Raw genomic sequence first — 24,194 nt, forward strand, 5'->3', positions numbered from 1 at the left:
CCCTCACTTACCCTGGTCACATAGTTATCTATGCTCCCAGGAATTCGTTCCCTTGCCGCCTTGATACAACTTGAATGCTTTTGTGTATTAAAAGCGAAATATACCCTACCTTGCGGACGATAAAAAATAATCGTGTTCGACTGCCCACGCGCTATTTGTGATCCGTCACACCTTTTGACACAAAAGTGTCAGCGATCCATCCCTGCAATTTTGTTGGGTGAAAACAAGCAGAATCAATACATTAGAGAGACAAGCACATATGTGCCGACAGCACGCCATCACCACATCAAATGTGCAACACAATCGGTCATTACAGGGCACTGAAATAAGTGAAAATAGCTTTGAGATGGAGAACAATTGGGGTTATATCAGATCAAGAAGACAATTTCGTGATTTGCACAAATGTGCAGGAGTCCAAAAATGGCGACGGAAAACAGCGATGATATCCGCCTGATCGTAAAGATAGCGCAGCTGTATTACGAACAGGATATGACACAAGCGCAAATCGCCCGCGAGCTGGGTATTTACCGCACCACGATCAGCCGTTTGCTAAAACGTGGACGCGAGCAGGGTATCGTCACCATCGCCATTAATTACGACTACAACGAAAATCTGTGGCTGGAACAGCAGCTAAAACAGAAATTTGGCCTGAAAGAAGCGGTGGTGGTCTCCTGCGACAGTGAACAGGAAGACGAACAACTCACAATGATGGGTGTGCACGGCGCACAGTTGCTGGAACGCTTACTGGAACCTGGGGACATTATCGGGTTCTCATGGGGCCGCGCGGTGCGGGGACTGGTGGAAGGGTTATCCCCAGCCAGCCAGTCGCGCCAGCTGATCTGCGTGCCGATTATCGGCGGACCGTCCGGCAAGCTTGAAAGCCGTTACCACGTCAATACGTTGACCTACGGCGCTGCGGCAAAGCTTAAAGGGGAATCACACCTGGCAGATTTCCCGGCACTGCTGGAAAACCCGCTGATCCGTAACGGGATCATGCAGTCACGACATTTTAAATCGATTTCCGCTTATTGGGATAATCTGGACATCGCGCTGGTTGGGATTGGATCTCCGGCAATACGTGATGGCGCCAACTGGCACGCTTTTTACGGCAGTGAAGAGAGTGATGACCTGCATGCTCGCCAGGTCGCCGGAGACATTTGCTCGCGCTTTTACGATATCAACGGTGCAACCGTAGAAACCAATATGAGTGAAAAGACGCTCTCCATCGAAACCAATAAATTAAAACAGACGCGTTACTCCATTGGCATTGCAATGGGTGAAGAAAAATACAGTGGGATATTAGGCGCATTACGTGGGAATTATATTAACTGTTTAGTCACCAACAGCCATACCGCTGAATTATTGTTGAAGTAAATAAATTCTAATTGGTCCTGCCATAATTAATTTTATGTGGGATCCCCTTATCTGAAATCGGGAGTTAATTATGCAAACGTGGTTAAACTTGCAGGGCAAAGTCATTATTGTTACCGGTGGTGCATCCGGAATTGGGCTGGCGATTGTTGAAGAGTTATTAGCGCAGGGCGCTAATGTGCAAATGGCGGATATTCACGGTGGTGACGGTAAATATGAAGGCCACAATGGATATCATTTCTGGCCGACAGATATTTCCAGCGCCAAAGAAGTTAATCATACCGTTACCGAAATTATCCACCGCTATGGGCGTATCGATGGTTTGGTGAATAACGCAGGCGTTAATTTTCCGCGGCTGCTGGTCGATGAAAAAGCACCCGCCGGGCAATATGAACTCAACGAAGCCGCTTTTGAAAAAATGGTGAATATCAACCAAAAAGGTGTGTTCTTAATGTCGCAAGCAGCGGCACGCCAAATGGTAAAACAGCGTAACGGCGTGATTGTGAATGTCTCTTCAGAAAGCGGGCTGGAAGGTTCAGAGGGCCAAAGTTGCTATGCCGCCACCAAAGCCGCATTGAATAGCTTTACCCGTTCCTGGTCGAAAGAGTTGGGCAAACACGGCATTCGTGTGGTGGGCATTGCACCTGGCATTCTGGAAAAAACCGGACTGCGGACCCCCGAGTATGAAGAAGCGCTGGCCTGGACTCGCAACATTACCGTCGAACAGCTGCGCGAGGGCTACACCAAGAACGCGATCCCAATTGGTCGCTCAGGGCGCTTAAGCGAAGTCGCTGATTTTGTTTGTTATCTTTTGTCTGAGCGCGCCAGTTACATAACCGGAGTAACCACTAACATTGCGGGCGGAAAAACCCGCGGCTAAGGAGGTTTTATGGTCAATGCAATCTTCTGTGCTCACGGCAAACTGGCCTGCGCCATGCTGGAATCGGTACAGATGGTCTACGGTGATGCCAACGTTGAAGCCGTGGCATTTGTCCCCGGAGAGAACGCCAGCGACATCGTGGAAAAGCTGAAAAAGTTAGTAAGTATTCACACTGGCGATGAATGGCTGATTGCCGTCGATTTGCAGTGTGGCAGTCCCTGGAATGCTGCCGCGACGCTGGCGTTGCACAATCCGGCGATACGGGTCATTAGCGGGTTATCACTGCCGTTGGCGCTGGAGCTGGTAGACAACCAAAGCAGTATGAATGTGGATGAACTGTGCGAACACCTGACGACCATTGCTCAACAAACCTGTGTCGTCTGGAAACATCTGGAAACGGCCGAAGAGGATTTCTGATGAACATTACCCTTGCTCGTATTGATGACCGCCTGATCCACGGTCAGGTCACCACCGTCTGGTCGAAGGTGGCGAATGCCCAACGGATTATTATCTGTAATGACGACGTTTATAACGATGAAGTACGTCGTACATTATTACGTCAGGCCGCCCCGCCGGGAATGAAAGTGAACGTTGTTAATATCGAAAAGGCGGTCGCAGTTTACCATAATCCGCAATACCAGAACGAAACCGTTTTTTATCTATTTACCCGCCCGCAGGATGCATTAGCAATGGTAAAACAAGGGGTAAAAATCACCACATTAAATATTGGCGGCATGGCCTGGCGACCAGGTAAAAAACAATTAACCAAAGCCGTTTCTTTAGATAACGACGATATTCATGCGTTTCGTGAGTTAGATAAACTGGGTGTCGCGCTGGATTTACGCGTCGTCGCATCCGATCCATCTATTAATATTCTCGAAAAAATAGAAGAACAATCGTTCGCTGAATAAATAAAAATGCCTGTGTACTTATGCTTTAACAGGCAGGGATGATCACATTCACAAGGTGACATATTATGGAAATAAGTACCCTACAAATTATCGCCATATTCCTATTTTCCTGTATTGCCGGAATGGGCAGCGTGCTGGATGAGTTCCAGACCCACCGTCCGCTAATTGCTTGTACCGTTATCGGCCTGATCCTCGGTGATTTAAAAACCGGGATTATGCTCGGCGGCACGCTGGAGTTAATCGCTCTTGGCTGGATGAACGTCGGCGCAGCGCAGTCTCCCGATTCGGCGCTCGCCAGTATTATCTCTGCCATTCTGGTTATCGTCGGTCAGCAAAGCATTGCTACCGGTATCGCCATCGCCCTGCCGGTGGCGGCGGCAGGCCAGGTACTGACGGTATTCGCCCGTACCATTACCGTGGTGTTCCAGCACGCGGCGGATAAAGCCGCCGAAGACGCCCGTTTTCGTACCATCGACATGCTGCACGTTTCCGCTCTCGGTGTACAGGCGCTGCGCGTTGCCATTCCCGCATTAATCGTCTCGCTGTTTGTCAGCGCCGATATGGTCAGCAATATGCTCAACGCCATTCCGGAATTCGTCACCCGCGGATTGCAGATTGCCGGTGGCTTTATCGTGGTGGTCGGCTACGCCATGGTGCTGCGCATGATGGGTGTGAAGTACCTGATGCCCTTCTTCTTCCTCGGGTTTATCGCTGGGGGTTATCTCGATTTGAGCCTGCTGGCTTTCGGTGGGGTTGGCGTGATTATCGCGCTGGTCTACATCCAGTTGAACCCACAGTGGCGTAAGACTGAACCGCAGGCGCAAGCCCCCTCTTCTCAAGCTCTTGATCAGCTTGAAGACTAACGGAGCCCATCATGGAACAGAAAAAACTGACCAAATCCGACCTGTTTAGCATGTTTGTTCGCTCCAACCTGCAACAGGCGTCATTCAACTTCGAACGCATTCATGGGCTGGGCTTTTGCTACGACATGATCCCCGCCATCAAGCGCTTGTATCCACTAAAAGAGGATCAGGTTGCCGCACTCAAACGCCACCTGGTGTTCTTCAATACCACCCCTGCCGTTTGCGGCCCAGTGATTGGCGTCACCGCCGCAATGGAGGAAGCACGCGCCAACGGTGCGGAAATTGACGATGGCGCAATCAACGGCATCAAAGTCGGCCTGATGGGTCCGCTGGCAGGCGTCGGCGATCCGCTGGTATGGGGAACGCTGCGCCCGATTACCGCCGCGCTCGGCGCATCGCTGGCGCTATCCGGTAACATTCTCGGCCCGCTATTGTTCTTCTTTATTTTCAATGCAGTACGTCTGGCAATGAAGTGGTACGGCTTACAGCTTGGCTTTCGTAAAGGGGTCAACATCGTCAGCGACATGGGCGGCAACCTGCTGCAGAAACTGACCGAAGGCGCATCGATTCTCGGCCTGTTTGTGATGGGAGTATTGGTCACCAAATGGACCAGCATCAACGTGCCGCTGGTGGTATCGCAAACGCCTGGCGCAGACGGCGCCACCGTCACCATGACCGTGCAGAACATTCTCGACCAACTCTGCCCCGGCCTGCTGGCGTTGGGTCTGACGCTGCTGATGGTGCGTCTGCTCAACAAGAAAATTAATCCGGTATGGCTAATCTTCGCCCTGTTTGCGCTGGGAATTATCGGTAACGCACTGGGCTTCCTGTCCTGATTTTTCGCTCCGGCAATGCCGGGGCAACTTCAACAAATAGTCCTCGAAAGAGGAAGAGGTGGTAACAATGCAAACAACAACAGCTTTACGTCTTTATGGTAAACGCGATCTGCGCCTGGAAACTTTCGACCTTCCTGAAATGCGGGATGACGAAATTCTGGCCTCAGTCGTAACCGACAGCCTGTGCCTTTCTTCCTGGAAAGAGGCTAACCAGGGCGAGAACCACAAAAAGGTACCGGACGATGTGGCCACCAACCCGATCATCATCGGTCATGAGTTTTGCGGCGACATTATTGCCGTAGGCAAAAAATGGCAGCATAAGTTTCAGCCCGGCCAGCGCTATGTCATTCAGGCTAACCTGCAACTGCCGGATCGCCCGGACTGTCCCGGCTACTCCTTCCCGTGGGTGGGCGGTGAAGCCACGCACGTCATCATTCCTGATGAAGTCATGGAGCAGGACTGCCTGTTGGCCTACGAAGGTGAAACCTATTTTGAAGGTTCGCTGGTTGAGCCGCTATCCTGCGTGATTGGCGCATTCAACGCCAACTATCACCTGCAGGAAGGCTCTTATAACCATAAGATGGGCATTCGTCCGCAGGGACATACACTGATACTCGGCGGCACCGGTCCGATGGGACTACTGGCGATCGACTATGCACTGCATGGCCCGGTTAACCCGGCGCTGCTGGTGGTAACCGACACCAATAACGACAAGTTGAGCTACGCCCGCAAGCACTATCCATCAGAACCACAAACGTTGATCCATTATCTCCACGCCCAGGATGCGAGTTATGACACCTTGATGGCGCTGAGCGGCGGGCACGGGTTTGATGACATCTTTGTGTTTGTGCCCAACGAACAGCTGGTTACGCTGGCCTCTTCCCTGCTGGCTGCCGATGGTTGCATGAACTTCTTTGCTGGTCCGCAGGATAAGCAGTTTAGCGCGCCGATTAACTTCTACGACGTACACTACGCCTTCACCCATTATGTTGGGACGTCTGGCGGCAATACCGACGACATGCGCGCGGCGGTTAAACTTATCGAAGAGAAGAAGGTTCAGGCCGCAAAAGTGGTGACGCACATTCTGGGGCTGAATGCGGCAGGTGAAACCACGCTGGAACTGCCAACAGTCGGCGGCGGGAAAAAACTGGTTTACACCGGCAAAGCCTTACCATTAACCGCGCTCACCCAGATTGATGATCCAGCCTTGCGCGATATCCTGGAGCGTCATCAGGGGGTCTGGTCGCAGGAAGCCGAACAGTACATATTGTCTCACGCCGAGGAAATTTAACATGATTAACCGCGACACCCAGTTGTGCATGTCGCTTGCCGGTCGCCCTGGCAACTTTGGCACTCGCTTTCACAACTATCTGTATGAAAAATTAGGTTTAAATTTTATCTACAAAGCCTTTACCACGCAGGATATTGAGGCCGCAGTGAAAGGTGTTCGCGCACTCGGAATTCGCGGCTGTGCGGTCTCTATGCCGTTCAAAGAAAGCTGTATGCCGTTTCTGGATGCCATCGACCCTTCCGCAAAAGTGATTGATTCCGTCAACACCATCGTCAATGACAACGGTACGCTGACAGGATTTAACACCGACTACATTGCGGTAAAAAGCCTGATTGCCAGCCACCAGCTCAATAGCAGCGCACGCGTGATGATTCGCGGCAGCGGTGGAATGGGTAAAGCGGTTATCGCCGCGTTTCGCGATGCCGGTTTTCACGATGTGATCGTCGCCGCACGCAATCGCGAGAGCGGCCCGGCGCTGGCAAAACAGTACGGTTTCCAGTGGCAGCCCCAGTCGGAAGGGATTGCCTGCGATATTCTGGTCAACGTGACGCCCGTCGGCATGGCTGGCGGCAAAGAGAGTCATGAACTGGCCTACAGCGAAGCGATGGTCGCTGCCGCCAGCGTAGTGTTTGACGTCGTCGCCCTACCGCCGGAAACACCGGTGATTAAGCTGGCACAGCAGTTGGGTAAAAAGACCATCAGCGGTGCAGAGGTGATTGCCTTACAGGCCGTAGAGCAATTCGCCATGTACACCGGCATGCGCCCGGATGACGCGCTGATTGCCGAAGCCGCAGAATTTGCGCGGGCGGGATAAAGGAGCAGAACTGAGCGCCGGGGATGGGCGCTCTAATAACCATTAATCAGAAAATCATCATGTCACACTAAGGTGGTTATAAAGGTCTGTCACGCCCTGTGAGTTCAACTGATGGACGCAACACACTTATTGAACCGTTCTGCGGGTGATTCATAGTCTAGCGTTTTTCTCGGTCTTTCGTTGAGCTGTCTCGCAACGCTGTTTAGTCTCTGCTGACTGTGAACCGATAAGTCAGTTCCCTTTGGAAAATATTGTCTGAGCAATCTGTTCGTATTTTCATTTGAGCCACGTTGCCAGGGAGATTGAGGATCACAGAAGTAAATCTGGATGTCTGTTGCTACAGTAAACCGGGTGTGGCTGGTCATTTCAGCGCCCCGATCCCAGGTTAATGTTTTATAAAGCTCAACAGGTAATTCCCGGGCTTGTCTGATGAGTGCAGATATAACCGTTATGGTCTTATTGTCCCTGATTTTGGCCAACATAACAAAGCGGGAATGGCGTTCTACAAGGGTGACGATATAGGAGTTTTTCGAGCCCTGGATCAGATCACCTTCCCAGTGACCAGGTATGGCTCTGTCTGCGGCTTCCGGTGGCCTTTCGCTGATAGATAGCGCATTCGGGATTTTCCCTAATCCTTTCCCTTTAAGTGATGACGTTCGGGATCTACGAACCGCTCTTCCGCTTCTGAGGCATTGTTGCAGCTCTTTTTTTAATGCGCCCCGGGTTTGTATAAAAAGCGTTTTATAAATCGTTTCGTGTGACACATGCATTTCCTGATTATCCGGATAACAGCGTTTCAGCCAACCGGCGATCTGCTCCGGCGACCAGTCCTGATGCATCTTCTCTGCAATGATTTTACACAATGTGGGGCTTTCAATTAGCTTGCAAGGTTTTGGTCTCAGAGCATTTTCCCACGCAGAAGTATCGGCTTTTGCTGCACGGTATTGCCTGGCACCTCCGTGCCTCCTGACCTCGCGGCTAATCGTTGAGGGCGCTCTTGATAATTTGGCAGCGATGTCCCTGATACTGAGTTTTGCTACCAATCCTCTGGATATCTCCTCTCTTTCATCAAGCGTAAGCGCTAATCGGTGCCGCTTTCTCACAGGAGGACGGTATCCACCAGTCTGGTGGATAGTGGGCATAATAGAAGAATGATATCTGTCGAACATTCTGGCGATATCATGCAGGGAATCACCTTGCTTATATCTGTCCCAGATAATCGCCTTCTGCTCTGGCGTGTAGTAAATCCGAGTTCTTCGTTTCATGGCAACGTCCCCCTTGATTAAGGATAGCGTTGCATCGACCCGTTGAACTCACACCCAAAGAAGACGTCTGCGAGACGCTTTCCAGATTAGTTTCTTCGTCCTTTATTTTGTCCATTCTTTATGGAGTAACGCGTAGATGTATGTGTCGTCATACCTTGCCTTACCATCCTCGTTTTCAAAAGAGACAAACTCTTTAAAACACCCTTCATTTCGCATATGCAAACGTTCACAGAGTTTTTGAGAGGCCAGATTGAAAACCTCTACCCAGGCATACAAACGTCGGGCATCTTTTACTTTAAATAAATAATCAAACAGTGCAGCGACTGACTCGCTCGCATATCCCTGACGTTCATAACTTTGATTAAAATGCCAGCCCACTGACCAGGTATTGCTGTCTGGCTCGTTGCTATTGTCTGCAAAAAGATGGCCGATCAACTCATCAGTTTCTTTTAAACAAACGGCAAACTGTCCTGGTTCACTGGCCCGCTTAGTCACTTCTGCCTCCGCCTCGGCTATCGAATGCAGTTTTTCTTCATTAAAGCAGGGGACACGTGGCGTAGAAAGATAATCAAAAAGTGCAGCTGCATCTTTTTCCTTAAAAGGCCGAATAATTAATCTTTGGGTGAAAATGACGTTCATAGTGTCCTTAACTATTAAATACCAGCCAGCCAAGCGTTAAGTATGCTTGTTGCTGGCTGGGCGTATAATTGTTATTAGCCGTTCCGGCTATTATCCTTGCTGTCTTTTCGCATTTCAGTAATTCGGGTAATCACCACAAAAAATACCGGAACGAAGAAAATTGCCAGTAACGTTCCGCTAATCATCCCGCCGAATACACCAGTACCAATCGCATGTTGCGTGCTGTCGCTGGCTCCACTGGCGAGCATCAGCGGAACAACGCCTAATGTGAAAGCCAGAGACGTCATAAGTATTGGCCGTAAGCGTTGTTTTGCTGCCGTCAATGTTGCATCAATAAGGCTCTTTCCTTCTTTAATTAATTGTCTTGCGAACTCGATAATCAGAATCGCATTCTTGGCGGAAAGTCCAATCAAGGTTATCAGGCCCACTTTGAAAAAGACGTCATTCGTCATATTCGCAACGGATACGGCCAGCACGGCGCCGAGCAGTCCCAAAGGAACAACGAGCATGACTGCGAAGGGAACGGACCAACTTTCGTAAAGAGCAGCCAGCACCATGAATACCACCAGTACCGAGAGCACAATAAGACCTGGAAGCTGTGATGCGGACTCCTTTTCCTGTAACGAACTTCCCGCCCACTCACCGGCGAACCCTGGCGGTAAGTGCTTAGCCAGCTTGTCCATTGCCGCCATTGCGGTACCCGTCGATTTTCCCTGTGCGGCACTCCCGGTTATGCGTATGGCAGGATATCCCTGATAACGTATCAGTTGCTGTGGTGCAACATTCCACGAAAGCGTCACAAAAGTGGATAACGGAAGCATCTGTCCCAACCGATTTTTGACAGACAAAGCCAAAAGTTGTTCGGGTTGCATCCGGTAGGGCGCATCCGCCTGGACGATAACCTGCTGAACCCGGCCATTATTGGTATAGTCATTAACATAATTGGAGCCTGCTGCAACGGAAATTGTTTGATTTATCTCATCAAACGACACCCCCATGGCCTCCGCTTTTTCCCTGTCGATATGCAGGGCAAGACTTGTTCCCTCACCAAGCCCATCAATATAGACATCGGAAAGATGAGAATTACTATTTGCCTGCACAATAAGCTTATCGGCCGCCTGCTTGAGTGCCTGATAGCCTTTCCCGCCTCTGTCCTGCAAATAGTAAGTGAAACCGGATGATGTTCCCATATCAGAAATGGCCGGAGGCAGCAGGCTCATCGTTACGGCGTCCGGCACATTTGCCATTTGGGCCTGAATATAGTCGGCTTCCTCTTGCGCCGTGGTGCCTTTGCGTTGCTTCCAGTCCTTGAGGGTAGTGAATGCCATGGCCGAGTTCTGGCCTGAGCCAGAAAAACCGAATCCCAGAATCATAATGTTACTTTCTACCGCCTGCCGGTGGGCGATCTCCTCTTCAAATGTATCGACGACCTTAAGCGTCCGCTGCATCGTGGCATCAGAGGGAAGCTGGATTGAGGACATAAAATAGCCCTGATCTTCATCGGGTAAAAATGATGAAGGTAAGGAAGATAGACCGGCAAACAATGCCAAACATAATGCAGCGTAGATCATCATCATACGGCCGGTACGCTTCAGAAAAAAGCCCAGACCAGTGGCGTAAAACGAAGTCAGACGATGAAAGTGAGCGTTAAACCACCCTGAAAATGCGCTGCTTTTACCCCGATGTTTATCATGCGGCTTGAGTAGGGTTGCACAAAGCGCAGGGGTTAACGTCAGCGCCAGGAATGCCGATAGTAAAATGGATATCGCCATCGAAATGCTGAATTGTTGATAAATAATACCCACGGATCCGCTAGCAAAGGCCATAGGGATAAATACCGCAGTGAGTACCAGCGTAATGCCAATAATGGCCGGCGTAATTTCACGCATCGCTTCTCGTGTCGCTTCCTGCGGAGACATTTCTTTGTCTTCCATCAGTCGTTCGACGTTCTCTACCACAACAATCGCATCGTCAACAATAATCCCGATGGCCAGCACCATTCCAAACATGGTCAAAATATTGATGGAATAACCGCTTAATAGCATGACAGTAAAAGTGCCGAGCAGCGCCACAGGTGCCACAATCGCAGGAATAAGCGTGCAGCGTATCTTGTGAAGGAAAAGCAGCATAACGAAAAAGACCAGTACCATGGCTTCAACAAATGTCTCAACCACCTTCAATATCGATAGTTTTACGAACGGAGCCGTATCGAAAGGCACGGTGAATGTCATTCCCTCAGGAAGTACACCCGACAGTTCGGTTAACCGCGCACGGATACCCGACGCGGTACTAATCGCATTTGCGCCGGGAGAAAGCTGAATAGCTGCCGCCGTTGCGGGGACGCCATTTTCACGGATTCCAAATGCGTAACTTTGTAACCCTGATTCCACGCGGGCGACGTCTGCCAGCGTCAGCCGGGCGGCGGAGACCTGTGATTTAATCGTGATATTACGAAATTCTTCAACCGAAGAGAGTTGTCCTTTTACCGATATCGGATAAGTCACACCTTGCCCGCCAATCGCAGGTTCATCTCCGGTTCTGCCCGGTGAAACAATCACGTTTTGTTGACTGATGGCGCTTAATACATCCGTAACAGAGAGCCCATAGCTGTGTAATTTCATCGGGTCCAGCCATATGCGGAGTGCCTTTTCTCCGCCAAAAAGCTGGACTTTACCTACGCCGGGTACGCGCCGTAGTTCATCAGTAACATTCCTGGCAAAATAATCGCTTAAGTCAGCTTCCTGATATTCGCCGTGTTGAGATTTTAATCCCACCATCATTAAAAAACCGGAATTAGCTGCCTCAACATTTATCCCATTTTGTCTTACCGACTGCGGCAAGCGAGATTCCACAATCTTAATTTGGTTTTGCAGATCCATCTGGGCGAGTTTGATGTCGGTTCCAGGTTTGAAGGTTACGGTAATTGACGCCATCCCCGTCGTGTCACTGGAAGATTCAAAATAGAGTAAATTGTCAACACTCGCAATTTCACGCTCGATCAGAGACACGACGGACGTGTTCATTACGTCCGGACTCGCACCAGGGTAACTGACTGAAATGATAATACCCGGTGGCGCAACGGCTGGGTATTGCGCCACCGGTAAATGAGGAATAGACAATATTCCGGTCAGAACAATAAACAAGGCAATAACCCATGCAAAAATGGGGCGCTCAATAAAAAAATGCGGCATCAGATGTACTTCCAGTCAACGTACGAATGGTCAAAAATCAACATGTATTACCTGATAAAGAGGGCTCATCGTCTGTTGAGACCCGTTTACCGATATCCCTGAGCTGGGAAAATTTTTCCAGGAGATGTGGGGCGTCATCCAGGCTGGTTGAAAACATCCACATATACGTCATGACGGAATAAATATGTCCGGCATTAATTCCAGATTCCTGGCTCATCCTGATAATGGTCATGGAAAAGAGAACAGAAACCAGAATACCTATGGATAAATATCCCCATGCTTCTCTGTCGGATAAAGCCACACGCAGGTGAGCAAGTGTGTCATAGTGTCTTTTCAGAGCTCCAAATGATGCCTTATTAACATAATCGACCTCTTTTTCGAGGCGATTGTTAAGACGTTGATATAACGCCTCATTTTTATGGGCATAGTTGGAGACGAAGCACATCAGTATTGCCACGATGATCAAACAAGTTATTCCTGTCCAGAATTCAATCCATAACAGCATTATTGCGGCCCCGAAAAGGGAAATGATCGAGGTGATCAATACAGGCAGGTGCAACTCGAAGAAATCAACGAATTCTCGTGATAGCGTTACTCTCGCAGCAATAGTCGAGTGATTAAGTGAATATTTTCGCTGGGCTAATACTACTGTCACAGCAAGATTTGCGTAGATATGTGCAAACGTTCGTGTATCTACACTACGTCTGGCGGCTCCCATGCACCACATGAACAGAACCATAAGGCCATAAAGGGCCGCACGTGACGCCTGACCTGCCAGAATGGCATTTATCGCCATGCCCGCAAGAACGGGATAGAGCAGGAATGCAACATTTTCAGCAATAACCAGCATGAAAGTAATGCACAATTTCTTTCTGTGCCGCCAGGCGAGTCTTTTAAGCGAGATAGCAACCCCGGGGGCCGTAGGTTTGTTGGTGCCTTTATAAATCATGATAAATGTGTATTACGCATTGAAGTGTAGAAATATTCTGCCGCTAGTTTATTACTTCAGTTAAGAGAAACGAGGCGGCATAATAGAGCCGTCATAAAAGACATGCACTAAGTGTAACGTCATGATGTCAATCGTGAATGGATGCTTTATGGAGGATATGTGTACTCACTCCTGATGTTGTACATCATGCTGAAAATGCGTAAGATTAAATCATTCTTATACATAAACACACCGGTAGTCCGCAGAAGAAAATCAATAAAAAACATTCATAATAAAAAACAAAATCATAAATATCCGGAAAAATATTCAAAAGCAGATGTAATACAGTGATGGTATGTATAAATAGCAAAATCAGACCAAGTGTTATTGCAATGATATCTTTTAAAACCCCAGGTTTTTTTCTGGAAAAAGAATGATAATACAGCAATGATTATTAAAACACGAATCAGTAAGGATGAAGGTAAAGTAGATTCTACTTTTTCATTAATGGCACGCACAAGATAAAGCCAAGAATATAATAACCCGCATGAAACCATGAAAAATAAAAGTGAGGCCATCAGATTCTCACCTCGAACAAAAAATTTATTCAGCACCATAGCGTTCCTTACACCGCAGTACATATTGTATGTAACCCACACCCTTGTTGTAGATTATCGTCTGGCGATGTTGATTAATTATTTATGAAATGTGTAGTGAATATGGAGAACGTACATGGTTAAGTTGGCTGAAAATTTTCGATGAACTTTTCCAAAAAACATATGTCAAAGTAAACCAATCTGATAATTAGCATTTATAATTGAGTAAAAATCTTTAAGCATGACGATAAAAGGGTATTTTAGGGTAAAAGGCATGCTGTCATCAGTGCTGTGGAAGAAAATATGAAAAACAACAATCTGATTATCGTAGCAGAAGACGATGATGACATCGCCGCCATACTGAAAGGCTATTTAAATAAGGCTGGCATGAAAACCTTAAGAGCCGAAGATGGTGAGCAGGCAATCAACCTTACCCGTCTAAACAAGCCTGATCTCCTACTGTTGGACATCAACCTGCCCGTGTACGATGGCTGGAATGTTCTGACAACGTTAAGAAAGGAAACGAACGTACCGGTCATCATGGTTACAGCACTGGATCAAGACGTTGATAAACTGATGGGCTTGCGGCTCGGGGCTGATGACTATGTGATAAAACCCTTTAATCCCTCTGAGGTTGTAGCCAGAGTTGAAGCCGTACTTCGCAGAACCAGATCTGTTGCAGAGGCTACACACTCGCGGCCCTTAAGAACGCCTTTTCTTACAATTTATCCCGATGAATTTTACGTTGAGATCGCGGTACAGGGTGGCGTTTCCACGCCGGTATTAACTACCACTGAATTTAAGCTTCTAACCTATTTAGCCAGAAATCCAAGGAAAGTATGTTCACGTGAAGAGTTACTCGATACGTGTTTGCCTGAGGGAGATTCGCTCGATCGCACTGTAGACAGTCATATGAGCAAACTCCGGAAAAAGCTTGAACATGCCGGACTTAAAGGTGTTCCTGAAAGTATCAGAGGAATAGGTTACCGCTTGGGCGACAAAAAATGAGCAAAGAAACAATTCTGAGCCGCCAGATATTGACATATATGCTGTCTTTAACATTCGTTATTATTGCAATTGCCGTCCTGGGCTCCTACTTATTTTATAGTTTTTTGATTGACTACCTCCCGGGAGGGATAAGCGCTGGAAATGAAGATGATATGACCTTTCTTGACTGGATGTGGATCTTGATCGCTTCATTGACCAGTCTGGTTGTTTCGCTATTTTTTACCGTAAAACTATCTGCAAGAATATTAAATCCCCTGAATGATGTGGCATACAGCCTTAAACAAATCTCTCAAGGAAACCTTAGCGCAAGAGCGATTAGCAGCGGTTCTCAGTTGGGGGAAATGAATAAACTCGTCAATGATTTTAATGAAATGGCGGAAAAGTTACAGACGCTGGATGTTCAGCGGAATTTATGGAATGCTGCCATCGCTCATGAACTCCGAACTCCTGTTACTATTTTGCGGGGCAGGCTTCAGGGGCTGGTTGATGGCGTATTTGAACCAGAACCGCCGCTCTTTAGAAATCTCCTTAAACAAACTGAAGGTCTGACTAACCTAATCGAGGATCTTCGAGTTGTGAGCTCCTCAGGAGGGGCCGAATATTCCTTGATGCTCAGCGAAGTCGATCTTGCGGCAACGATCTCCAGTGCGCTTGATACTTTTTTGCCTGATTTCGAAACGAATGGCTTCAACATAGTTACTGAGCTTAGTTGTCAGCATTGCATCTGCGATCCATTACGTATTATTCAGTGCCTAACCGTTCTTTTTGACAATGCCTTAAAATATTCCACATCTCAAACACTTTTAGTGAAGAATGGTATTGTGGGGAATGATAATTTTATCCTCATTCAAGACAAAGGACCTGGAATTCCTGAAGAACTCCAGAAGTCCTTATTCCAGCCTTTTCAGCGAGGAGAATATGCTAAAAATATTAACCCCAAGGGTTGTGGTTTGGGGTTGTCGGTAGTAAAAGCCATTATGCGTGCCCACGGCGGAGACGTTAACTACAGCGTAACACAAGAAAATGGCTCGCTTTTCAAACTGTCATGGCCTGCTTCAGGACATTAATAAACAGGCTCAAATGAGCCTGTTTTAGCAAGAGACAGGTCCCACATACTGCCGAGTTTAGCGTCCCAAATTTCTGGGGTGATTTTAAGTTTGCCTCTTTTGGGACTTAACGTTATTTCGCTGAAATAGACATCTTCTCCTTTTAGCATAAGATCAACACGACAGTAGTCTATTTCTTTTGCTAGCTCTTGGGCAGCAATAACGGATTTATGAAATGATTCGGGTTCATCTACTGGGGTTGGAGTATTTGGATACTCCATCTGAAAGGGTTGCAAATTCCATGCTCTGTCATAGACATTAATGAATCCGTGCCCATTGCTGTCAGTAAAATCAGCCTCAATAAAACATGGCACACCGTGAAAACAGTGTATCCTTAACATTTCAGGAGTGACATTCCTGTTTCGATTGGAAAACAGATCCAGATACATTTCACAGAGAATCACAGGTGATATGTTTTTGTACTGCCATTCTCTGGTTATATAATACATATTCTTTTTAAGTGATAGTTTTAATTTGTTTATAGCCTTCGCGGATTCAAAGTCTTCTTTTTCTGTACAGATGACAGCACTACCACTATCATGATTGCATTTCAAAACAAATTTTGAGGGTAGTTTATCAAAGTCAATATCTTCAACTCGACAATAAACGCCAATCAATGGAACAAGCTTAACTAAACTTGTACTTCTACTCACATATTCTCTGACAGCAAGTTTATCAGCCAATGTTGTAAAAAATGGATTGTGTTCGAATATGAGACGATGACAAATCTTCTCATTAAGCGTTAATGGATTAAGTAGGTCAGGGTAGTTCCCCGAATGTTTATTAAGCCTTTTCGCATGAAATGAAATATCTTTAGTAAAAATTGTCCTGCACTTCCTGAGTAAATACTCAATATATTTAATGTGGTAATTTACTTTATTCATAACCCCTCCATTCAGCCCAGTAATTCTGACAGAGGATTGTTGATTTATATTTAGCAAATTATGGAGAGTATATGGACCGACATACTCCTTTATTAACAGAAATTAATCAGGGCCATTATCACTCCTGGCACAAAGCCGACCATCCCCCTTGTTACCGTTTCTCGTATCAACTGCAGCATACTGAAAAACTACGCATTACTGTGAGGCGCTGGCAGTGATGAAGGCGCTCGGTATTGGATTGACACTTAGAAAATAGTCCCAGCTTCTATCTCTCACTTCCAACATCGTGAGCCATATCAGTGAGGCGTTAGACTGATAGTGGTAGCATGACCGCGGTTTGTAATTTTCTGATTACATGGAGAAATGATGGAACTGCTTTTATTGAGTAACTCGACGCTGCCGGGCAAAGGCTGGATGGAACATGCGCTGCCGCTGATTGCTGAGCAACTGAATGGTCGCCGTACGGCGGTGTTTATTCCGTTCGCCGGCGTGACGCAAACCTGGGATGAGTACACGGCGAAAACGGCAGCCATCTTTGCGCCAATGGGCGTTAACGTTACCGGTATTCATACCGTTGCCGATCCAATTGCAGCCATTGAAAACGCCGAGCTGGTGATTGTCGGCGGCGGGAATACCTTCCAGTTGCTGAAAGAGAGTCGTGAGCGCGGGTTGCTGGCGCCGATCGTGGATGTCGTCAAACGCGGTGCGCTGTACATCGGCTGGAGCGCGGGTTCCAACCTTGCCTGCCAGACCATCCGCACCACCAACGACATGCCGATTGTCGATCCCAAAGGCTTTGATGCGCTGGGTCTGTTCCCGCTGCAGATTAACCCACATTTCACCAACGCGCTGCCGGAAGGCCACAAAGGCGAAACGCGTGAGCAGCGTATTCGCGAACTGCTGGTTGTGGCACCGGAGCTGACGGTGATTGGCTTGCCGGAAGGTAACTGGATCAAGGTGAGTAACGGTAAGTCCGTGCTCGGCGGCCCGAACACCACGTATATCTTTAAAGCGGGTGAAGAGGCGGTTGCTGTTGAAGCAGGCCACTGCTTTTAGTTGATTTGTTGTCTGATGCCGGATGGCGGCATAAATGCCTTATCCGGCCTACCGCTTCACCTCACTCAATAATCATCCCGCTCATCGTCTTCATCCGGCTGTTCCAGCACGCTGTAGGCCACGGAGCAAAACAGCGAGTTCAGACGCTGCATATCGCCCAACAGTGCCAGGTGCAAGGAGCTGGTCTCGATGCTTTGCACGTTCTGCTGATGCAGACGGTCGACGTGCGCATGCGAATAACGACGGTTGAGAATACGAAAACGGTGCTTGCTGCGGCGCAGACGGCGGGCGCTGGTCACATCGCCTGAGAAGAATACCGACATCGCCAGTTGCAGATTGCTGAGCAGCAGATCGTAGAGCGCATCCAGCTCTTTCAGCCCTTCTACCGAGAATGCCCGACGGGCGGCCAGCGACTTATCGGCTATCTCACTGCCCATACGTTCGACAATATCGGAAGCCTGCTCAAGGTTGAGCGACATTTCGATAATCTCCGCCCAACGGCGTGATTCCTCTTCCGCCAGTTCATCCTTTGGCATCCGCGCCAGATAGAGCTTAATCGCCGTGTACAGCACGTTGATGTCATCCGCCATCCTGCGCAACTCTTTCTCTTCGCGCGGCTCGCCGTGCATCACCTTCTTCAACCCGTCCATCATCTGCTCCATCGCATCGCCAATACGCAGCGCTTCGCGGGCGGCATTAGCGAGAGCAAGCGTCGGCGTATCCAGCGCACTGACGTCCAGATGTTTGGGCTTCAGATGTGCATCCAGCTCCGGCTCATCGCGGATGATGCGCTTACAAAAACGCGCCATCGGTTCGGCGAACGGCACCATCGCCACGCAGCGCACCAGGTTGTAGAAGACGTGGAAGTAGATAACCAGTTCAGATTTCGGCAGCGGCAGTTCATCCATCAGATTGGCCAACGGATGAACAAACGGCAGAATAATCAGGCTGCCCACCAGCTTAAACAGCAGACTGCCGAGCGCCACACGACGGGCAGCAGCATTCGCAGCACTGTTGTTGAGCATCGCCAACAGACCAGAGCCGAGGTTGGCGCCAATCACCAGACACAGCGCTACCGGGAACGAGATAATGCCCGCCGCGGTCAGCGTTGCCGTCAGCAGCACCGCCGCCAGGCTGGAGTAACTGATAATCGCAAACATGGCACCGATCAGCGCATCGAGCATGATATCGCCGGTGAGCGAGGCGAAAATAACCTGTACGCCATTAGCCTGAGTGATTGGCGTTACTGCCTGCACAATCAGCTCCAGCGCCAGTAAAATCAGCCCCAGACCAATACCAACCCGCCCCAGTTGCCCCACGCGGGACTGCTTACGACCGAGAAAGAAGATCACGCCGATAAAAATCAGCAGTGGCGACAGCCAGGAGAGATCGAAGGTCAGGATACGCGCCATCAGCGCGGTCCCCACGTCGGCACCGAGCACAATCACCAGCGCAGGGGTAAGCGCCACGAGATCTTGTGCAACAAACGAGGTCACCAGCATGGTGGTGGCGTTGCTGCTTTGCACCAGCGCCGTCACGCCGATACCCGCACAAAAGGCGAGCGGCTTCTTTTCAACGCTACGGCTGAGCACGGTACGCAAGCGGGCGCCGAAGACGCGCATCACACCGGTACGCACAATATGCGTCCCCCAAACCAGCATCGCGACGGCAGAAAGCAGGTGTAACAGAGTTAACACGGAATCAGGTACTCCTTATCGTTATATGTTCCTGAGGCCGAAGCCTTCTTTCAGTATAAGGGTTTAAACGTAATAAAGAGACAGGGCACTCATTGAGCGCCCTGTTTGTTGTAAAGAAAGATGACAGTTTGTGAATCAGTCGGCGTCGTAGCCGAGGTTCGGCGCTAACCAGCGCTCCACTTCTGCCACGCTCATCCCTTTACGGAAGGCATAATCTTCAACCTGATCGCGCTGGATTTGCGCCACAGCGTAGTACTTGCTGTCCGGATGACTGAAATACCAGCCGGAAACCGACGCACCTGGCCACATGGCGAAGGATTCGGTGAGCTTCATCCCGGTATGCGCCTCCACGTCCAGCAGTTCCCAAATGGTGGCTTTTTCGGTGTGTTCCGGACACGCCGGATAGCCCGGAGCCGGGCGAATCCCCTGGTAGTTTTCGCGGATCAGCTCCTCGTTACTGAGATTCTCGTTCGCCGCATAGCCCCAGTAGACTTTACGTACGCGCTCATGCAGATATTCTGCGAACGCTTCCGCCAGACGGTCAGCGATCGCTTTCACCATGATCTTGTTGTAGTCGTCATGCTGGGCTTCGAAGGCGTCCGCCAGCGCATCTTCTTCCAGACCACCAGTGACCGCAAAAGCACCGATGTAATCCGCTTTACCGCTCAGTTTCGGCGCAACAAAGTCAGACAAGCAGTAGTTGGCGAAACCGACTTTTTCCGTCTGCTGGCGCAGGTGATGACTCACGTTGATGACGTGCGTACGCGTCTCGTCACGGTAAATCTCGATGTCGTCACCCACGCGGTTGGCCGGGAATAAACCCACCACGCCACGCGGATTCAGCGTCTTCTCAGCGCTGAGTTTATCCAGCATGTCGTTGGCATCTTTGAACAGGCGCTTCGCCTCTTCGCCCACTACTTCATCTTCGAGGATGCGAGGATATTTCCCGGCCAACGACCAGGTCATAAAGAACGGCGTCCAGTCGATGTAGTTGCGCAGGGTTTCGATGCTGGCTTCCACTTCCTGTACGCCCAGACGGTGCGCCACCGGCGGAGTGTAGTTTTCCCAGTCAAAGGCCAGATCGTTGTCGCGGGCAGCCTGTAACGTTACGGGCGGAGTACGCGGTTTCTTACGCGCATGCTGGATACGCACGGTTTCATACTCTTTACGCGTACGGGCGACAAAGTCATCACGCTGGGTGTCAGAGAGCAGCGCAGCGACGACGCCAACGGTACGCGAGGCGTTCTGCACGTACACCGTCGGGCCGCTGTAGTTCTGCTCAATTTTCACTGCGGTGTGCGCTTTCGAGGTGGTCGCGCCGCCAATCAGCAGCGGAATAGTGAAGCCCTGACGCTCCATCTCTTTCGCCACGTTGACCATTTCGTCCAGCGATGGGGTAATCAGCCCGGAAAGGCCAATCAGATCGGCATTCACTTCACGCGCCGTTCTGAGGATTTTCTCCGCGGGCACCATCACGCCAAGATCGACGATTTCGTAGTTGTTACATTGCAGCACCACGCCGACGATATTTTTACCAATATCGTGCACATCGCCCTTCACGGTTGCGATGACCATTTTGCCGTTGCTGGAACCTTTCTCTTTGCTGGCCTCAATGTACGGTTCAAGGTACGCCACCGCCTGCTTCATCACGCGGGCGGATTTCACCACCTGCGGCAGGAACATTTTGCCCTCGCCGAACAGGTCGCCAACCACGTTCATGCCGTCCATCAGCGGTCCTTCAATAACCTCGATCGGGCGCGCGGCCTGCTGGCGAGCTTCTTCGGTATCCAGCTCAATAAACTCGGTTATGCCTTTCACCAGCGAGTATTCGAGGCGCTTTTTCACATCCCAACTGCGCCACTCCGCCATCTGGGCATTCGCCGTGTCGTCGGTTTTACTGCCGCGATACTTCTCAGCAAGCTCCAGCAGTCGTTCGGTGCCATCGTCACGGCGGTTGAGGATCACGTCCTCAACTGCATCGCGCAGCTCGGCGGGCAGGTCGTCGTAAATTGCCAGTTGTCCGGCGTTGACGATCCCCATGTCCATACCGTTGCGAATGGCGTAGTAGAGGAATACTGCGTGAATGGCTTCACGTACTGGGTCGTTGCCACGGAACGAGAATGAAACGTTAGAAACGCCGCCGGAGATCAGCGCGTGCGGCAGTTCGCGTTTGATGTCTTCACAGGCCCCGATAAAGTCCTGCGCGTAGTTGTTGTGTTCATCAATCCCGGTCGCGACGGCAAAGATGTTCGGGTCAAAGATAATATCTTCCGGCGGGAAGCCCACCTCTTCGGTAAGAATCTTGTACGCCCGACGGCAGATCTCAATTTTACGCGCGCGGGTGTCGGCCTGGCCCTGCTCGTCAAAGGCCATCACCACCACTGCAGCACCGTAGCGACGCAGCAGCTTCGCGTGATGGATAAAGGTCTCAACCCCCTCTTTCATCGAGATGGAGTTAACGATGCCTTTACCCTGAATGCACTTCAGCCCTTTTTCGATTACTTCCCATTTCGAGGAGTCGATCATAATCGGCACGCGGGCGATATCCGGTTCACCGGCAATCAGGTTGAGGAAACGAACCATCGCCGCTTCGGCGTCGAGCATCCCCTCATCCATGTTGATATCGATGATCTGCGCGCCGCTTTCTACCTGCTGGCGGGCGACGTCCAGCGCCTCGCTGTATTTCTCTTCTTTGATCAGGCGCTTAAACTTCGCCGAACCGGTAACGTTGGTACGCTCGCCGACGTTCACAAACAGGCTGTCGTCGCCGATGTTCAACGGCTCAAGGCCAGACAGACGGCAGGCAACCGGGATTTTCGGCAAGCGGCGTGGCGGCAGTCCGTCCACCGCGCGGCTCATGGCAGCGATGTGTTCCGGCGTGGTGCCACAGCAGCCGCCAACAATATTCAGGAAGCCCGCCTCGGCCCATTCGCGGATTTGCGCCGCCATGGTGTCGGCATCGAGATCGTACTCACCAAAGGCGTTCGGCAGCCCGGCGTTCGGGTGTGCGGTAACGTAGCATTCGGCAATACGCGACAGTTCCTGCACGTACTGGCGCAGCTCGTCCGGACCTAAGGCGCAGTTCAGACCAAAAGTCAGCGCATCGGCGTGGCGCAGGGAGTTGTAGAATGCTTCAGTGGTCTGGCCGGAGAGCGTACGCCCGGAAGCGTCGGTGATGGTGCCGGAGAGCATAATCGGCAGCTCAACGCCCAGCGCTTCGAATTCAGTTTTAACCGCGAAAATAGCGGCTTTGGCGTTGAGGGTATCGAAAACGGTTTCAATCAGGATCAGGTCACTGCCGCCTTCCACCAGCGCTTTGGTGGATTCGCGGTAGGCGGCCACCAGCTGATCAAAGGTAATATTGCGGTAAGCCGGGTCGTTGACGTCGGGCGAGATAGACGCCGTACGGTTGGTTGGGCCAAGCACGCCCGCGACGTAGCGCGGTTTGTTCGGCGTGCGCGCCGTCCATTCGTCTGCCGCCACGCGCGCCAGTTTGGCTGCCGCAAAGTTGATTTCCGCCGACAGGGATTCCATCTGGTAATCCGCCATGGCAATAGTCGTGGAGTTGAAGGTGTTGGTTTCGATGATGTCCGCGCCCGCCTCGAAGTAGGCGTTGTGAATCGCGGCGATCACCTCCGGTTTGCTGAGCACCAACAGGTCGTTGTTGCCTTTCAGATCGCACGGCCATTCGGCAAAGCGTTCGCCGCGGAAATCCTCTTCGCTCAGACGATATCCCTGGATCATGGTGCCCATACCGCCGTCCAGCACCAGAATACGTTCATTTAACTGCTGACGTAATTGTTCTACTTTGCTGCTCACACTCGCTCCCGACAACGCTCAACCAGACCGAAAAAAACTCAACAGGCCATACTGGCACAAACCTGAGAGGCGGAAAAGAGAACAACGGCCAACATGAGACATGTTCAGCTTCACTCATCCGATCAGTACAGGAATTCTTGCATTATAATTGAATAAAACGAAAATGATTTCCACGATACAGAAAAGGAGTCTGCCATGGTTGCCCCCGTTCCCGCGAAACGCGGTAGAAAACCCGCCGCTACTACTGCGCCCGCAACCGGGCAGGTTCAATCCCTGACGCGCGGCCTGAAGCTACTGGAGTGGATTGCGGAATCCAACGGCAGCGTGGCGCTGACCGAGCTGGCGCAGCAGGCCGGCCTGCCAAACTCCACGACTCACCGATTATTGACCACCATGCAGCAGCAGGGATTTGTTCGTCAGGTCGGTGAATTAGGGCATTGGGCCGTGGGTGCACATGCGTTTATCGTCGGCAGCAGCTTTTTGCAAAGCCGTAATCTGCTGGCGATTGTGCATCCGATCCTGCGCAAGCTGATGGAAGACTCCGGTGAGACGGTAAACCTCGCCGTGCTGGATCAAAGCGATCATCAGGCCATTATTATCGACCAGGTGCAGTGCACCCAACTGATGCGCATGTCCGCGCCTATCGGCGGCAAACTGCCGATGCATGCTTCCGGGGCGGGTAAGGCGTTTTTATCCCAACTGAGCGAAGAACAGGTGACTGGGCTGCTGCACCGCAAAGGACTACACGCTTATACCCACGCCACGCTGGTGTCGCCAGTGCATCTGAAAGAGGATTTGGCTCAGACGCGCAAGCGCGGCTATTCCTTTGATGATGAGGAACACGCGCTGGGCCTGCGCTGCGTGGCGTCGTGCATTTATGATGAACACCGTCAGCCGTTCGCCGCCATCTCCATTTCCGGGCCAATCTCACGCATTACCGATGACCGTGTGACCGAGTTTGGCGCAATGGCAATCAAAGCAGCGAAAGAAGTGACGCTGGCGTACGGCGGATTTCGCTAAGATGGGGTTGCCGGGTGGC

General features: G+C 50.4%; 19 protein-coding genes and 1 pseudogene. 12 read left to right on the plus strand and 8 right to left on the minus strand.

Going from position 1 to position 24,194, the window contains the following annotated elements; genetic code table 11:
- Positions 1–420: 420 nt before the first annotated feature.
- From GUC46_RS22345 to GUC46_RS22380, 8 genes are all read left to right on the plus strand, one after another.
- Positions 421–1,374: a sugar-binding transcriptional regulator gene (locus tag GUC46_RS22345; protein ID WP_003844696.1), complete on the plus strand. Its 954-nt coding sequence runs from the start codon at positions 421–423 to the stop codon at positions 1,372–1,374.
- A 70-nt stretch (positions 1,375–1,444) separates the two neighbouring features.
- Positions 1,445–2,251 (plus strand): SDR family oxidoreductase, encoded by an 807-nt coding sequence (locus GUC46_RS22350; RefSeq protein WP_003031649.1) that lies wholly within the window; start codon positions 1,445–1,447, stop codon positions 2,249–2,251.
- A 9-nt stretch (positions 2,252–2,260) separates the two neighbouring features.
- Positions 2,261–2,668 carry a mannose/fructose/sorbose PTS transporter subunit IIA gene (locus GUC46_RS22355; RefSeq protein WP_003844694.1) on the plus strand — a complete coding sequence of 136 codons (408 nt, stop codon included), beginning with the start codon at positions 2,261–2,263 and terminating at the stop codon, positions 2,666–2,668.
- Positions 2,668–3,162, plus strand: coding sequence for a mannose/fructose/sorbose PTS transporter subunit IIB (locus GUC46_RS22360; RefSeq protein ID WP_003844693.1), 495 nt, complete (start codon positions 2,668–2,670; stop codon positions 3,160–3,162). The genes GUC46_RS22355 and GUC46_RS22360 overlap by 1 nt, the downstream gene beginning before the upstream one ends.
- A 65-nt stretch (positions 3,163–3,227) precedes the next feature.
- Entirely contained in the window at positions 3,228–4,025 is a 798-nt protein-coding gene (locus tag GUC46_RS22365; protein WP_044715019.1) for a PTS mannose/fructose/sorbose transporter subunit IIC, read from the plus strand.
- 11 nt (positions 4,026–4,036) lie between these two features.
- On the plus strand, positions 4,037–4,861 hold the full coding sequence (locus GUC46_RS22370) for a PTS system mannose/fructose/sorbose family transporter subunit IID (protein ID WP_048216971.1): 825 nt from the start codon (positions 4,037–4,039) through the stop codon (positions 4,859–4,861).
- 67 nt (positions 4,862–4,928) lie between these two features.
- Positions 4,929–6,152: an L-sorbose 1-phosphate reductase gene (sorE, locus tag GUC46_RS22375; protein WP_003841404.1), complete on the plus strand. Its 1,224-nt coding sequence runs from the start codon at positions 4,929–4,931 to the stop codon at positions 6,150–6,152.
- A 1-nt stretch (position 6,153) separates the two neighbouring features.
- Positions 6,154–6,966, plus strand: coding sequence for a shikimate 5-dehydrogenase (locus GUC46_RS22380; protein WP_121572163.1), 813 nt, complete (start codon positions 6,154–6,156; stop codon positions 6,964–6,966).
- Between the two features lie 104 nt (positions 6,967–7,070).
- Here GUC46_RS22380 and GUC46_RS22385 read toward each other — a convergent pair whose 3' ends face one another.
- The 5 genes and pseudogenes from GUC46_RS22385 to GUC46_RS22405 all read right to left on the minus strand — a co-directional run bounded on the left by GUC46_RS22385 (position 7,071) and on the right by GUC46_RS22405 (position 13,606).
- On the minus strand, positions 7,071–8,231 hold the full coding sequence (locus tag GUC46_RS22385; RefSeq protein WP_049015173.1) for an IS30 family transposase: 1,161 nt from the start codon (positions 8,229–8,231) through the stop codon (positions 7,071–7,073).
- Between the two features lie 102 nt (positions 8,232–8,333).
- Positions 8,334–8,870 carry a GNAT family N-acetyltransferase gene (locus GUC46_RS22390; RefSeq protein WP_048234165.1) on the minus strand — a complete coding sequence of 179 codons (537 nt, stop codon included), beginning with the start codon at positions 8,868–8,870 and terminating at the stop codon, positions 8,334–8,336.
- A 74-nt stretch (positions 8,871–8,944) separates the two neighbouring features.
- A complete protein-coding gene (gene kexD, locus GUC46_RS22395) occupies positions 8,945–12,061 on the minus strand; it encodes a multidrug efflux RND transporter permease subunit KexD (protein WP_048234166.1) in 3,117 nt (1,038 codons plus the stop codon).
- A 37-nt stretch (positions 12,062–12,098) separates the two neighbouring features.
- Positions 12,099–13,010, minus strand: a complete 912-nt coding sequence (locus tag GUC46_RS22400; protein ID WP_048234168.1) for an ABC transporter six-transmembrane domain-containing protein — start codon at positions 13,008–13,010, stop codon at positions 12,099–12,101.
- 205 nt (positions 13,011–13,215) lie between these two features.
- Positions 13,216–13,606 (minus strand): annotated as a pseudogene (locus tag GUC46_RS22405) (transporter).
- Positions 13,607–13,888: 282 nt separating this feature from the next.
- On the opposite strand from GUC46_RS22405, the gene GUC46_RS22410 reads away from it, so the two are divergent.
- Together GUC46_RS22410 and GUC46_RS22415 are read left to right on the plus strand one after the other, a co-directional pair.
- A complete protein-coding gene (locus GUC46_RS22410; RefSeq protein ID WP_121572162.1) occupies positions 13,889–14,593 on the plus strand; it encodes a response regulator in 705 nt (234 codons plus the stop codon).
- Positions 14,590–15,660 (plus strand): ATP-binding protein, encoded by a 1,071-nt coding sequence (locus GUC46_RS22415; RefSeq protein WP_071684973.1) that lies wholly within the window; start codon positions 14,590–14,592, stop codon positions 15,658–15,660. The genes GUC46_RS22410 and GUC46_RS22415 overlap by 4 nt, the downstream gene beginning before the upstream one ends.
- Here the strand turns inward: GUC46_RS22415 and GUC46_RS22420 are convergent.
- A complete protein-coding gene (locus tag GUC46_RS22420) occupies positions 15,657–16,583 on the minus strand; it encodes an ATP-grasp fold amidoligase family protein (protein WP_048234172.1) in 927 nt (308 codons plus the stop codon). The two genes, GUC46_RS22415 and GUC46_RS22420, sit on opposite strands and share 4 nt — an antisense overlap.
- A gap of 366 nt (positions 16,584–16,949) precedes the next feature.
- Here GUC46_RS22420 and pepE point away from each other — a divergent pair, with 366 nt between their 5' ends.
- Positions 16,950–17,639 (plus strand): dipeptidase PepE, encoded by a 690-nt coding sequence (gene pepE / locus GUC46_RS22425; RefSeq protein ID WP_003841421.1) that lies wholly within the window; start codon positions 16,950–16,952, stop codon positions 17,637–17,639.
- A gap of 65 nt (positions 17,640–17,704) precedes the next feature.
- Here pepE and GUC46_RS22430 read toward each other — a convergent pair whose 3' ends face one another.
- Both GUC46_RS22430 and metH read right to left on the minus strand, forming a co-directional pair.
- Complete coding sequence (locus GUC46_RS22430; RefSeq protein ID WP_121572160.1) at positions 17,705–19,336, minus strand: Na/Pi cotransporter family protein; 1,632 nt, start codon at positions 19,334–19,336, stop codon at positions 17,705–17,707.
- A 135-nt stretch (positions 19,337–19,471) separates the two neighbouring features.
- On the minus strand, positions 19,472–23,155 hold the full coding sequence (gene metH / locus GUC46_RS22435; RefSeq protein WP_130715371.1) for a methionine synthase: 3,684 nt from the start codon (positions 23,153–23,155) through the stop codon (positions 19,472–19,474).
- A gap of 195 nt (positions 23,156–23,350) precedes the next feature.
- Here metH and iclR point away from each other — a divergent pair, with 195 nt between their 5' ends.
- On the plus strand, positions 23,351–24,175 hold the full coding sequence (iclR, locus tag GUC46_RS22440) for a glyoxylate bypass operon transcriptional repressor IclR (protein ID WP_003031613.1): 825 nt from the start codon (positions 23,351–23,353) through the stop codon (positions 24,173–24,175).
- The last annotated feature ends 19 nt before the right edge of the window (positions 24,176–24,194 follow it).

It is taken from the genome of Citrobacter sp. LUTT5 (assembly GCF_009905315.1).
Classification (GTDB): Bacteria; Pseudomonadota; Gammaproteobacteria; order Enterobacterales; family Enterobacteriaceae; genus Citrobacter; species Citrobacter freundii.